The sequence below is a fragment of the Bacillus sp. FSL M8-0256 genome (assembly GCF_038005765.1).
Lineage (GTDB): Bacteria > Bacillota > Bacilli > Bacillales > Bacillaceae > Bacillus > Bacillus safensis.
In genome coordinates, this window is the sequence record NZ_JBBOTU010000001.1 from 278,459 (window position 1) to 292,070 (window position 13,612).

The following is a 13,612-nucleotide window of genomic DNA, read 5'->3' on the forward strand; positions in this document are numbered from 1 at the left end:
TGTTTGATCTTATTGGAACAACGCATCCATCAGCTCATCAAATGTGTTGGCTTGCTTGAGGGCGCGAATGCGGTCTGGATTGTCTAGTAAATCGACGGCCTGTTCAAAGAATTGGTTCATGCAGGCAGCGTCATCCTTATGAATCGCTAATAAAAAGACAAGTGATACCTGGTCTCCCTGCCAGTCAATCGGCTGTTTTAAGTGTGCGATGGCTACAGAGGAGGTGCCTTCATTTGTGATGAGCGGGTGCGGCATTGCAATGCCGCTGCCAAGATAGGTAGACGACATTTGCTCCCGCTCAAGCACCGAGGGCCGAAAAGAAGACGATACTAGCTGATGCGCCTCTAAACGGCTGCATAATATATCTAATACCTCCTCCTTGCTGCTTAGATCAGCATTCATGAAAGTCAATCGCTCTTGAAAAAACGCCATCAGCTCTTTTGAGGGTGCCCCGTGTCCATTTAATAAATGAATGACTTCATTTACACGCTGTATATCATGATGTTCAAAAAAGGCGCTGACCTGAATGACTGGTTTCCCCTTTGATGTGAGAGGCACGGTTGTGATGATGACGTCACACGGCAAAGAGGAGCTCATGAGATAATCCTGATAGGAATAGAGCTCAACAATGTCAAGCTCGTGCTGAAAGGCTGCCTTCAATTTAATTTCAAGCAGTCTGGCCGTCCCTAGTCCAGACCCGCACACGATAATCGCTTTCTTTTTTTGCGAGGTGTCGAGCTGACTTCTTTCAAATGAAGCAGCGATATGCAGGGCAACATATGCCGCTTCATCTTCATTTGGCGTCCGTACCAGCTGTAATGCATTCAGCCCGCTGACAGCCAAATCAAACGGGTAAGGATAGGACGTTTTGATCTCATGCAAAAGCGGATTTTGTAATGATACGCCATATTGGATGCGATTTAATAACGGCTTCATATGAAGCATCAAGTCTTGCTGCAGGATGCTGTCATCAGCAAAACGATGACCGCTTATTTTTTCAATGTGCTGTAAAAAGACTGTAACCGCCTGCTGAACTTCCACTGTCGTCTGATGCTGGGCGGCTTCTTTCCACGTTTGATTCGCCAATAGATGCATGACTAAGTAATCTGTTTCATCCTCTGATAAGGTCACACAAAAAGTGTCACTCACCTGCTGTATGATTTTTTGTGCAATTCTCATCAAAACGGGTGATCTTTGTGTGCGGGCGGTACTGGCGGATATCCGCTGGTTTTTTCGTGTTTGCTGAATCGCAATGGCTAAGTGAATGACTAAATTTTTTAAGGCAATATCTTTAATGAGCAATGACTCTTGATGCAGGTTCGTCAACACAATAGATCGAATGGTTTCAAGAGAAATATCAGGAAAATGGAGCTGCTCCCGCTCGGTGATATGAGAGAGTGCAGGCTCTTCATCAAGAAGTAAGTCTGCATAGCACGTTCTTTTTTGCAGCTCATCTCCTTCAATCTTTAAGCCAAATCCAGGCTTTGATACAAGGGTCATGCCGTAACGGGCTAACAGCTCTCGTCCTTTTTTTAAATCGCTGCTGACCGTCATGCGGCTGATAAACAGTTCTTCAGCCAGCTGGTCAATTTTTAAGTAATCTGATTGAAGCAGCAGCTTTCTCATCATAAATCGTACACGCTCTTCTGGCATGACGGGGACAAGAGAGCGGGCAGGAAGCTTTTGCTGATGAAGCCAAAGTAAGAAAGCATCTTGGTCACTCGTTAAAAGAGTATATCCTTTCCCGCGAATCGTTTTAATCATGGCCCCAGTTTCCTTTAAATACTCATTTGCTTCCTTGATTAAATTGCGGATAGAGCGGTCAGATAAGCGAAAAGAGGCAGTGAGCTCCTCCAGCTTCACGAACCCCTTCGTTTCAAATAGCCGCTGAATCAGCTGATAGGTTCGAGGATCTGCCGTCATCATCATTGCGCGGCTCCTTGCGCCTGTAAGGCATCAGTTCCAAGAGCGATGGCGCCCATTAAACCAGATAATCCATCAAAGGATGGTTTTGTGATAATTTCATGTAAAGGCTTTGGCAGCTGCAAATAGCCGTGAAGCCGTTTGTCTGTTTCATCAAGAATAAGCGGCAGCATAGCGGGCTGTTTCATCACGCCTCCACCTAGAATGATGCGTTCTGGTGAAAGGGTGAGCAGCAGGTTAGCAGTCATTTGCCCGAGATAGTAAGCATGAAGTGACCAGGCTGGATGATCCTCTGGCAGCATTTGTGCCAGTGTATGATAGCGTCCTTCTATGGCAGGACCAGATGCCAGTCCCTCTAAACAGTCATGATGTATAGGGCAGCAGCCTCCGTAAGTGTCATGAGGATGCCGCTGAACAGTGATATGACCCATTTCTGGATGCAGCAATCCGTGAATCAGGCGATGTTCAATATAGGCACCGCCGCCTATTCCAGTCCCAACAGTAATATAGACCAAGGAGGCAGGCTTTTCTGCTTCAGTTGAAAAACGGGCTTCTCCGAGTGCTGCACAGTTCACATCGGTATCAAGCTTCATCGGGATCCCGAGGGCTTGTTTTAAGGTAGAGAGGAAAGGGAATTGGCGCCAGGCTGTTTTTGGTGTGTCTAAAATCGTCCCATAGCTTAGGCTTTGCTCTTTCACATCGACAGGCCCGAATGCCCCAATTCCAATGGCATCGACACGATGCTTTGTAAAGTAATCGATCACTTGCCGGCATGTTTCAACTGGATTCCCTGTTGCAAAGGAAGTCATGTGTTCAATCGTTCCGTCTGTTGTTCCGTAGCCGCAGACAAATTTCGTTCCGCCTGCTTCAATGCCTCCAATTCGCATGATCAATGCCCTCCATTAAAGAGGGGCGGAATCCAATGGATCCCGCCCCTACATGTTCATTTTTTCTTTACAATGTAGGTTTGTACCTGACAAGGTGTAAGCGGTTCAATGTGTAATGATCCATGTTGTGCTTTGAGTATATGTCCTTCAGGTGTTTCTCCTAAATTCGCTGTTTCTCCGTGTTGTAGAGATGAACTATTGATTGAAGCGGCTGTTTGACGCGTTAAATATGGATTGAAGAGACGAATGACAATGCCTGTTCCATGCTCTTCTTTTTTCAGAGCGCTTAGAATGGCTCCATCTGTCTCGATGTCAAGCAGGCTATAAGTAGATTGTAAGTCTTCTTTTTCATCTCGGAAAGAGAAAATTAAACGACCGTTTAAAAAGTCTGCCCGCTCGTAGCATTGAACAGGGGTGGTGTACCGTTTGGCAAGCTGTGCCAAGTGTCCCTCGCTGACTCCGTCCTTGCTATAGTGCATTCCAAATGAGAATGACAGTGCACCTTGCAGCTGAGCGTCAGGTGTATCAACAATTTTTTCCCCAGATGCGCGTCCTGGACGGTAAAGAAGGTTTTCTTTCCCCATTTTTCCGAAGCAGCGGAAGAGCGTATATGCAATCGTTGTATAGCCTTCTCCTGTGATCTGATATTCTCTCACGCAGTCGGTCAACAGAGCGGCACCATATGCTTCATCACGAAGTGCGACAAAGGATTGCATCGGTTCAATAGTGATCGGTTTTTCTTCCCAATGTTCATTGTTCCACCATTCTAGCTCTTGCGTCAGCTCTGTTGGGCGTTCGATTGTACCAAACTGTTGATCGCTCAGTGATACGTTTGATGCGATGCCTGTATCAAAAAGAACGCGTAGGCGATGATCTAACGCATGGTTGTCCACATCTACATGAAAACGGATGACAGCATCGTCTTTGTTTAATGCTATCTTCGCTGTGATCGGAAGTGAAGTCGCAGCCAATTGCTTAGAGCGCTCCTCTAGGTCGTAAGGGACAGTGAGCTGAAGCTTGATGGTCAGCTCTTGCTGCAGGCCGCTTTTAGCCACTGAGATGTCTGCTGATGAAAGATCCTTGGATGACACATACAGGTCCTCACGAGGGGGTGAATAGTTGTAGGAATCCCCATCATCTCCGTTGTCTTCAAAGATCATTTGCTCAGAGAATGTGCGGCCAGTTTGTTTATCTGTGATGTCCAGTGATCCGTTGTCATTTGCCGCAATGCGGTAATACATATTTTCAATCACGTGTCCTTCAGTTTGTTCCCATGCCGATTCGCTTGATTCATCGAAGACCATGCTGACCTGTGTATAACCAACTGACGGTAAGTCGAGGGCTTCGATCAGCAGCACAGCTTTCCATACTTGCTTTGGCATGTACACTTCTTTACTTGGGTTAAGAGAAATTTGCTGTGCCAGCACATAATCTGTGACATCGGTTTTGCTTTTCACTGTGTACTGAAGCGTTCTTCCATTAGCATCCTTTAACGTAAATGGACGTTCCGTGATAAAGGTTTCGACTTCAATGACTTCAGAACGCTTTGAAGGCAGGGTATTGAACACGGTGAATGTGATTTCTTGCTCTGTTTGCAGTCGAATAGCGATGAGACGCATGTGTAAGTCCACAAGATTCTCAGCGATTTCCTTTGCCTGCTTGTAGCGGAAGAAGACGTCTTGATTCGTCGTGTCACTATTACAGCCGCCAATGCTGTCATGCGCTGCATTTTCAAACATGAGGTACCAAATATCGCGAACCGTATCATGCGGATAGTCGTGTCCGAGAGAATAGCTGATCGTTAGGATGGGCTCCATCACATTCACGAGATAGTTTTCAATTTGATTGTTTAAGATTTTTAAATCCGCTCGTGTTGAAAAAATAGATTTATGAATCCGCATATGCTTCGCATGAATGAGCTCTCCGTGTAATGTCTCAAAAGATGTCCGCTCTTTTTTCACGGCTGCAATATAATCTTCTAAACTGCTGATTTCATAGTGATGCTCGTCAAGTTCATTGGCTTTTTCTAATAAATCAGGCAGGTTTTTGCGAATCGGTGCTTGGTCAAAACCATTCGGGAAATAGACATTCTTTGTGGTGGCCTTTGCTTGCAACGCACCGATTTTTTCAGATAAAAAGGCTTGTAAGTCCTCATCCTTCTCAGGGATATTACCACCGTAGTAGTAGCCAAATGGCAGATTCACAGCAAAGACTTCACTGCCGTCAGCACCGCGCCAATTGAATTCAGTATGGTTCGTCATATGGTCAGAAACGCCGCGCCAAAATGCTGTATCGACAATACCGAATCCGCGATAAATTTGAGGCATTTGTGCGGATTGACCGAAGGAGTCAGGGACATAGCCGACTTTCATCACGTGGCCGAACTGTTGACAGCGTTCAATCCCATATTGTAGGTTCCGCACAATCGATTCACCTGAAATGACGAGCTGGTCGGTTTGGGTATACCATGGGCCGATGATGAGACGTTTCGCTGTGACAAGCTTTTTGATTCGATTCTCATCCTCTGGCCGCCATTTCAGATAATCATCTAATAAGGAAGCCTGGGCATCGAGCATGAAGTAATGGAACCTTTCATCTGTTTCAAGGGTATCTAAGATGTCCATTACGCTTTTCATTAAGTAAATACGGGAGCGGGAGGTGGTGAAATACCATTCCCGGTCCCAGTGAGTATGTGGAATCACATGTACATTGACAGTCATTGATCAACGACACCTTTCTTCGTTCAAATTATCCTTCTAGCACAAGGTCAAAATCGTCTTCTTCTTTCTGCTTCTGATCATGTTCCGGCGTTTTTGGCTCTTTTTTCTCAGAGAAATTCACAAGTAGGTTGGCGCCAATACCGATGACGAGTGCGCCAGTTAGAGCTCCAATTAAATAAGCCCACCAGTTTCCGACTGAGAAGAAGCCGTATAGCCCGCCAATTGGCGGCATGATGTCATGAACTCCTAATAATGCAGCGACCCCGCTTCCAACAGCACATGCGACAACATTGAGCGGAATCAATTTCAAAGGATTGACGAGGGTAAAAGGGATCGCCCCTTCCGTAATACCGATAATGCCCATGACAAGGCCGCCACGCCCGGCTTCTCTAAAGGTTGGGGAGAAGTTGCGTTTTCGAATCAATGTCGCAAGCCCGTATCCAAGCGGTGGAATGACAATCGCAATATTGACGAGAATGGCAGGGAGGTAGACACCTGATAGAAAGAGGGCGTTACCAGCCATCCACGCTGATTTATTCACCGGTCCGCCAAGATCGAAGCCAATCATCGCACCTAAAATGAGAGCGAGTGCGAGTGTGCTTGTTCCATCAGCGACCATACCTTTGATCCATTCAATTAATGCTGTGTTCAAAGCGCCTAATGGGCCGCCCAGAAGAACTGACATAAGAAGTCCGGTTAAGCCAACGGTAATAAGCGGCAGGATGAGCAGAGGGACGAGCCCAGCTGCAGAGCCTTGAATTTGAATTTTTCTTTTCACAAAAAGAGCAACATATCCTGCGAAGAAGCCTGCAATGACGGCACCAATAAAACCAGCATTGGTTGAGCTGGCGAGAGCACCGCCGATAAAACCGGCTGCAAGACCTGATTTATCCGCAATGGAATAGGCGATAAATCCAGCGAGCAGAACGTTCATTAAGCCAATGCCTGTCCAGCCGACCTGCTCCATTAAATAGGCACCGTGCAGTATGCCGCCAGCATCCTTATAGGTGTTTAAATCTGAAACACCAAACCCTAACCCGACCAGTTTTGCTAAACCAACGATAAGTGAAGCACCGATGATTACAGGAAGAATATAAGAAATACCGGTCATGAGATGGCCTTCAATGACTTTTAATTTTGCTTTCATTTTCTTTGCTCCTTTCTATATGGCATTGCTCATGTTTATTGAGATTCAGACTTTTTCTTTTCAACAAGTGCTACAGCTTTAGTGATAATTTGCTCGGCATTTTTTAGGGCACGTCCGATTTCGACACGTACAGTGGGAATGCCTGAGAAGCGTTCCGCATCGTTGATATGCTGATTTGAGGCAATGATGCAGAGGTCTGCCTGCTGTGCTTCCTCTGCTGTAATGCCGTTCACCTGTCCCATAATCCCCTGCTGTTCGATTTTGATCTCGTGTCCGAGCTGTTTACCTGCATTTTCTAACGCTTTGGCTGCCATTGGAGTATGAGCTAACCCTGCTGGACATGAAGTGACACCGACAATTTTCATTGTGTAATCCCCTCTTTCAATTGTTGTTCAATGACTTCGTAATAGTAATCAGCTGTTTGACCTGGTTGAATCTTCTCGATAAAAGCAGGTTCCATTAGACTGGTCGCAATACCTGACAGTAATTTCAGATGTGTGACATTTGCTTCTTCTAATGGAACGAGCAGTGTAAATAAATAGCTTGTGGGCAAATCATCGAAGCTTCCCCATTCAATGGGTTGTTCAAGTTCTAAAAAAAGAAGTGAAGCCGTTTGTACAGCGGAGCTTTTTGTATGTGGAATGGCGAAGCCTTGCTGAAGTCCTGTTGAGACTTCGTCTTCGCGTGTCAACAAATCTGCTAATAGCCCCGCCTGATTGTTTGTAATCTGAAGGTCTTCAGCTTTCTCGGAAATGTATTGTAAAATCTCATTCTTTGATCGTCCGTTTACTTGTGTGAAAACATGATCTTTTTGGAACAAGCTGATCCCTTCTCTCTTGTTTGTTAAGCGCTTACAAGTTGATTGTAATGTACTTTTCAGCATGGTTAAATAGCATCATTTTCCGTTTGAAATGGCAAAAAGTTTATGAAGCTATCTGTCTTGCTGACTAAATATCTCAAATCCTAGCTTAAAACGAGTTTAATTATGTAAAAAACAGATTCTACTATATGTATTTCTGTGATATTCTTCCAAGGTATCATAAAAGATAAGGGGGTCTTTTCATGTTCAAAAAGCAGGTCAAATCCTGTGTGATCGTACTCATGGCCATCATTCTATGTATGGCAGCACTACCTGGATACGAGGCAGCAGCTGCCAGTCATGGAACAAGTGTCAATGAAGCCATTGGGTTAAAAAATGGTGAAGTCATCTCAGGTACATTACAGAATGAAAAGGAAGAGTCATGGTATGAAATCACGCCATCTGCACAAGAGGTGGCAAAACATACACACATGCAAATTTCTGTGAAAAGTAAACAAGTGCTGTCCGTATCGGTCTATCCAAGCAAGGACAGAGCGATGAAGGATGACACATATTCAAGATATCGCGTGGACACAGCGAGCGGAGAGACAGAGATCAACTTCCCGCATGCATGGTCAGGTCCCTATTATGTCAAAGTGCTCTATTTAGGGTCAGAGGAAGACAGCCGTGATGAGGAAGAGGATGCGGCATATACACTCGGATATAAAGGAGCTAATCTTCCGCCTTCTGAACCTGTTTTTCCTGAAGAAGATGAGCCTGAAATCATCATTATTGAGAAAAAGTACGGGCGTGAAATTCTTCAATCGATTCGTACAATCGAAGATAAACGATTCAATGAAACGGCAGAAGGTCAAAAGCTTTCGCGTCTGCTCCAAAAGACAAAGCCGTTTCTCAAATCAAAGCTCATCAAACATCAAAAAGAGCAGCAAAAGGTTTACAACCATCTGCTCACATTAAAAACACTGCTAAGTGACGTAGAGAAAAATGGTGCATTTAGTGGTCATATCGTAACAGAAAAAGAACAACAGGCGATCGGCTCCCTTTTTGATATGCTCAAAGAAGCAAGTCCGGCATATTTAAAAAAGGAATTACAAGCCGTCAGTCAAAAAATTGGCATCGATCAGCTTGAAGGAAAGTCAGTTGGTTATGTATTAGAGAAACAAAAGCTTGTAAAAGAAGAGAAGGTTAAAACGAATAAGATCATTTTTAAATTAAAGGATGGCCAAACACTTCAATCTGCGAAAAAGAAAATGAAAAGCTACGGCATCCAAGAAAACCGTGTGACATCACAGTCAGTCAGTCCTTTATTCAAAGGAATGTATGTCTATGATGTGCCAGCAGGGCAAGAATCAGCTGGAAAAACACTAAAAGCAGGCAAAGCGGTCATCAAAAGCACGGCAAGAAAGCTATCCAGCATGCCGAATGTTGAATTTGCAGAGCCTGTTCAAACCTATCGAGCGCTAAGCAACGACGCGCAGTATGGTTATCAGTGGCCGCTGAAAAACAGTGCGCAAAACAGCGGGAAAAAAGGCGCTGACGTCAAATTTGAACAAATGAATACACTGATTGGCACAAGCAAAATGAAGCAAACATTAATTGCTGTTGTGGATACAGGTGTAGACAGCCGTTTGACAGATTTAAGCGGGACTGTTCGGACAGACTTAGGTGCGAATCTCATTGGACGAAACAAAGATGCGATTGATGACAATGGACACGGTACGCATGTGGCAGGCATCATTGCCGCAAAATCCGATAATCATTACTCAATGGCAGGTCTCAATCAACATACGGGCATCATTCCGGTGAAGGTGCTGGATGCCTATGGCTTTGGCGATACAGAGCATATTGCACTTGGGATCAAGCATGCAGTAGACAAAGGCGCAAAGGTGATCAACATGAGCCTTGGCGGCTACTACAGCAGAGTGATTGAATATGCCATGAATTATGCTGCTCAAAGAAATGTACTAGTCGTCGTGGCAAGTGGAAATGATGGCGTACCAGAAATGGGCTACCCTGCGACATCAAAATACGCAATGGCGGTTGGCGCAAGCAACCGTATGGATATTGCCGCTGAGTTCTCAAGCTATGGCAAAGGACTGAGCATGTCAGCACCAGGGTCGGATATTCCGAGCTTAATGCCTGATGGGAACGTCTCATACCTGAGCGGGACATCAATGGCGACACCATATGTGGCAGCAGCAGCAGGATTACTGCTTTCTAAAAATCCATCCTTGAAGCCAAATCAAGTGAGAAATCTTTTGCAAAGTACAGCAGATGACATCTCATTTAAATCTATTGATGGAAAAGACGACGTTTTCTATGATGAAAACGAGGAACCAATTGTTGATCCGAAAATTCCAGGAATTGATTGGATGACAGGACACGGCAGACTGAATGCATTTGCTGCATTAAGTGCTGTCGAATTGAATGCATCTGTGAGCAAAGTGGAGGATCAGCATCAAAAGGTGACAGGTAAAGCAAAAGCCGGTGCTGCTATTTCTGTGTATAGAGGCAAAACGCTGCTTGGAAAAGGCACAGCAGGCAAAAAAGGAACCTTTAGTGTGAAGATTAAGCATCAGAACAAAAACAAGGTCCTTCACATTAAAATGTCAAAAGGAAAGGCCGCTACGACGCTCAAAACCGTCGTGAAAAAAGGAAAAGCACCTGCTAAGCCGAAAGTGAGCAAAGTAACCGTCAAAAGTAAAGCGGTCAAAGGGACTGCGGGTGCAGGTTTGACCATTAAAGTGAAAAACAAATCAAAGAAAGTCATCAAAACAGTCAAAACCAATAGCAAGGGCGCATTTACTGCCCAAATAAAACCACAAAAAGCCAAAACGGTTTTATATGTGACCGCATCAGATGTGAGAAAAAGAGAAAGCAAAGCGGTAAAAGTGGTTGTAAAAAAATAAAAAAAGGACTTCCCTTTCTAAAAAAAGGGAAGTTTTTTTGTTTTTAACTGGAAAAATACCAATTAATGTCGATAGTAAAATAGTAGGAAAAAAAGGAGGATTTATCGATGAAAAAAATCATGTTTGCTTTCGTTCTATCATTGCTTCTCGTATTCCCAAGCTTTGCACATGCTGAAGAAACAGGTGCAGTACCAGCATCAGTAGAAGTAACAAGTGTCACAGCAGCCGATAGTGGAATAGTGAATTACGGTTATGGCAGTAAATATCGCGTGGGTTCTTATTATCCAGCTACGTTTAAAGGGACACTAAAAGATGCAAGCGGAAACCTCATGCCTAATCAGCCGATCAAGCTTTATTTTGAAGCAGCCATCAAATCATATGCTCAAACAGCGACAGGCACAACAGATGAGAATGGACAGTTTTCGCTGACGTTTCAAGTTCCTGCAGGTGCAGGCTACCAATCATACAATAATGCAGGCTGGTCAACACATTACTACGATATCGTTCCAGTGACGTTCACGTCAAACGACATCAAACTATCTTCAAATGTCACAAGTGTGTACCATTTGGCGTATACATCACGTTACTAATCTCATAGAAAAAAAGGATGTCATCAGGTGACATCCTTCAGCGTGTAGACAAACCCTCGCATTCTGTGTCAGGTCTGCGCTCTGGTACTCACGAATGTCAAATTCGCTCCGTTCCAGTGCTCGTCCTTCTTAGACTGCAAAGGTTTTCTATCACGCTGAAAAAAAACAAAGGGCTAAAATGAAAATCATTTTAGCCCTTTGTTTTTTGTTAGCAAACCTGCTGGGCGGCAACCGAAAGAGTCGATAAACAAACACTCATCAGCCGTTATTCCCAGATTCGATCGAGCGTTTAACTTTTAATCTTGAGCTTTGATAGATAAGAACTTTCACACTTGAACTTTGATCCTTGAACGTTCAGCTTTGAGCTTTTATCAAGGATCATCCTAAGATGATCATCAGATGAGGAGGGAATGACCTTTCCCTCGGAGGTGTTTAGTCCTATCGATTTTCGGCTCACTAACAAAATCAATTAATCGATCTGTATTTTCGTTAGTGTATTGCTTTCAGACAAGGAAAAATCAACTTCCATTTGAAAATCTTCAATTTCTTTCGAAAGCTGTTCAATTTTCACTCGAAGACGAAGCGGATCGATGATCACCGCCTCATTTTCAGCTAGAAAAGACTTCACGATCTCTTGGTTGGCGGCCGCTTGTGTCTTTCCATCTTTCCCAAACAAGGTCTCTAAATGCTGATCAAGTCTCATTTTCACATCTTCATTCGTTTGTTCAGCTTTGTCGACCAGCTCTTTGTACACCTGTTTCATTTTCTGTAAATAACGAATATCGTAGTCTATCGACGTCTTTCGTTCAATCGCCTCTGCCACCGTCATACGGACACCCGCCACATCAATCATTGTGGTTGCATTCGATACAACGATGGCTGATTTGATGGCATTCCGGCGTTTGATTAAAGCTCGAATCGATTGATCATCAGCCTTTGCCTTTTTTTCAATCTCTTCTTGATTCTGAAATCCGTGCTGTATATGTCTGCCGATCATTAATCCACCAAGTACGGCTTCATCAACGGTTCGGTTGATTCTTTTATCTAACATTTTCAGTTCACTTAATGCTCTTGTAATGGTCATTTCCATATTCACGACAACTCCCTTGGTTCATCCTGAAAATCATAGATTCCTATCATATACCAAAGTGTGCTTATTTTACTAGCGATATCCTTTTTTGCCAATGAAAAAACCCTGATGTTTATACACCAGGTTTTTCTCGTTTTTTCTGAATCCAAGCTGTCACGTAATAGGCAGCATAGCAGAGCGCAATGAAAGGAATGCCGCAGATGAGGGCAATCCGCTGATTTGGATCAAAGGCAATGCCAATGACAGATGCAAGACATAGGAGGAAGGCTGCAATCGGAACTACTGGATAGAGCGGTGTTCGAAAGGATAAATCATGAAGCTGACCGCCCTCCTGTAAAAATCTTTTCCGAAACATAAACTGTGAGGCAGCAATCCCCATCCATACAACCACAACGGCCAGTCCAGAGATTGACACCAGGACAAGGTATACCGTTTCTGGTGCGATCACGCTCGATAGCAAAGAAAGAATACCACCGATCATACTTAAAATGAGTGCATTCAAAGGAATGCCTTTTGACGTCAGCTTCGCCAGTTTTTTAGGAAGTGTCCGTTCTTCAGAAAGCGACCAAAGCATACGAGATGATGCGTATAATCCTGAGTTTGCGGCAGATAAGATCGCGGTCAGGATGACAAAATTCATGAAATCTGCGGCATAAGGAATCCCGATACGATCAAATACCACGACAAATGGGCTTTTGATCACCCCGGCTTCTTCTACTGGAATCAAGCCAGCCAACACAACGATCGTTCCAACGAAAAACAGGACGAGACGCAGGACGGTTGTGCGAATTGCTCTTGGAATGGTCTCGTCAGGATTGACGCTCTCACCCGCAGCAATCCCAATCAACTCCGTACCTGAAAAAGCAAAATTGACAGCAAGCATCGTCATTAAAATCGGTAAAAAGCCGTTTGGAAAAAGTCCGCCTTCCCCAGTGAAATTAGAAAAGAACGGAGCGGCCTCACCGCCCTTTAATGGGATCAAACCAAACATTGCAGCTCCGCCAAGAATAATAAAGAGAATAATAGCCATCACTTTAATACTGGAAAACCAAAACTCTGATTCTGCAAAAAACTTGACTGTAAATGCATTCAGTAAAAAGATGAGAAGAGCAAACACGCCACTCCACATCCAAACCGAAGTGTCTGGAAACCAGCGCTGCATTAATAGTCCTGCCGCTGTAAATTCCGAACCGAGTGCCACTGTCCATGTCAGCCAGTATAGCCAAGCGACCGTATAGCCTGTACCAGGTCCAATGTATTTTGTTGCATACGTATGAAAAGCCCCTGTGACCGGCATTGCGACAGACAGCTCGCCTAAACAAAGCATCACGAGGTAGACAATTAAAGCCCCGACAAGATAGGCAAGAATGGTCCCCGCAGGTCCGGCCTGATTGATGGTATACCCCGAGCTTAAAAAGAGCCCTGTTCCAATGACACCGCCTAGAGAAAGCATGAACAGGTGCCGGCTCGTCATTTTTCGTTGATATTGTTGTGACTGATCTTTTGCTTGTTCCATGTCTTCCCGC

At 44.4% G+C, this 13,612-nt stretch carries 10 protein-coding genes; 2 read left to right on the top strand and 8 right to left on the bottom strand.

The features are described 5' to 3' along the window. Nucleotides 1-9: 9 nt before the first annotated feature. The 6 genes from NSQ76_RS01605 to NSQ76_RS01630 are packed head-to-tail and all read right to left on the bottom strand — an operon-like array spanning nucleotide 10 to nucleotide 7,560. Nucleotides 10-1,929, bottom strand: a complete 1,920-nt coding sequence (locus NSQ76_RS01605; protein ID WP_341051954.1) for a BglG family transcription antiterminator — start codon at nucleotides 1,927-1,929, stop codon at nucleotides 10-12. Further along, entirely contained in the window at nucleotides 1,926-2,810 is an 885-nt protein-coding gene (locus NSQ76_RS01610) for an ROK family protein (RefSeq protein ID WP_024424403.1), read from the bottom strand. The genes NSQ76_RS01605 and NSQ76_RS01610 overlap by 4 nt, the downstream gene beginning before the upstream one ends. Before the next feature lie 56 nt (nucleotides 2,811-2,866). Next, nucleotides 2,867-5,530: a mannosylglycerate hydrolase gene (gene mngB / locus NSQ76_RS01615; protein WP_341051957.1), complete on the bottom strand. Its 2,664-nt coding sequence runs from the start codon at nucleotides 5,528-5,530 to the stop codon at nucleotides 2,867-2,869. 28 nt (nucleotides 5,531-5,558) lie between these two features. Next, the gene (locus NSQ76_RS01620; RefSeq protein WP_024424401.1) at nucleotides 5,559-6,677 is read right to left on the bottom strand and encodes a PTS fructose transporter subunit IIC; all 1,119 of its coding nucleotides are present in this window, start codon (nucleotides 6,675-6,677) and stop codon (nucleotides 5,559-5,561) included. Between the two features lie 35 nt (nucleotides 6,678-6,712). Further along, on the bottom strand, nucleotides 6,713-7,042 hold the full coding sequence (locus NSQ76_RS01625; protein WP_024424400.1) for a PTS fructose transporter subunit IIB: 330 nt from the start codon (nucleotides 7,040-7,042) through the stop codon (nucleotides 6,713-6,715). Then, nucleotides 7,039-7,560, bottom strand: coding sequence for a PTS sugar transporter subunit IIA (locus tag NSQ76_RS01630; RefSeq protein ID WP_226340863.1), 522 nt, complete (start codon nucleotides 7,558-7,560; stop codon nucleotides 7,039-7,041). The genes NSQ76_RS01625 and NSQ76_RS01630 overlap by 4 nt, the downstream gene beginning before the upstream one ends. A gap of 179 nt (nucleotides 7,561-7,739) precedes the next feature. Between NSQ76_RS01630 and NSQ76_RS01635 the strand changes: the two genes are divergently transcribed. Next, nucleotides 7,740-10,406 (top strand): S8 family peptidase, encoded by a 2,667-nt coding sequence (locus NSQ76_RS01635; protein ID WP_341051961.1) that lies wholly within the window; start codon nucleotides 7,740-7,742, stop codon nucleotides 10,404-10,406. Nucleotides 10,407-10,513: 107 nt separating this feature from the next. Next, nucleotides 10,514-10,996 (top strand): Ig-like domain-containing protein, encoded by a 483-nt coding sequence (locus NSQ76_RS01640; protein ID WP_024427435.1) that lies wholly within the window; start codon nucleotides 10,514-10,516, stop codon nucleotides 10,994-10,996. A gap of 469 nt (nucleotides 10,997-11,465) precedes the next feature. Here NSQ76_RS01640 and NSQ76_RS01645 read toward each other — a convergent pair whose 3' ends face one another. Next, nucleotides 11,466-12,086, bottom strand: coding sequence for a hypothetical protein (locus tag NSQ76_RS01645; RefSeq protein WP_341051963.1), 621 nt, complete (start codon nucleotides 12,084-12,086; stop codon nucleotides 11,466-11,468). 112 nt (nucleotides 12,087-12,198) lie between these two features. Beyond that, nucleotides 12,199-13,602 (bottom strand): S-methylmethionine permease, encoded by a 1,404-nt coding sequence (gene mmuP / locus NSQ76_RS01650; protein ID WP_024427433.1) that lies wholly within the window; start codon nucleotides 13,600-13,602, stop codon nucleotides 12,199-12,201. Nucleotides 13,603-13,612 lie beyond the last annotated feature (10 nt).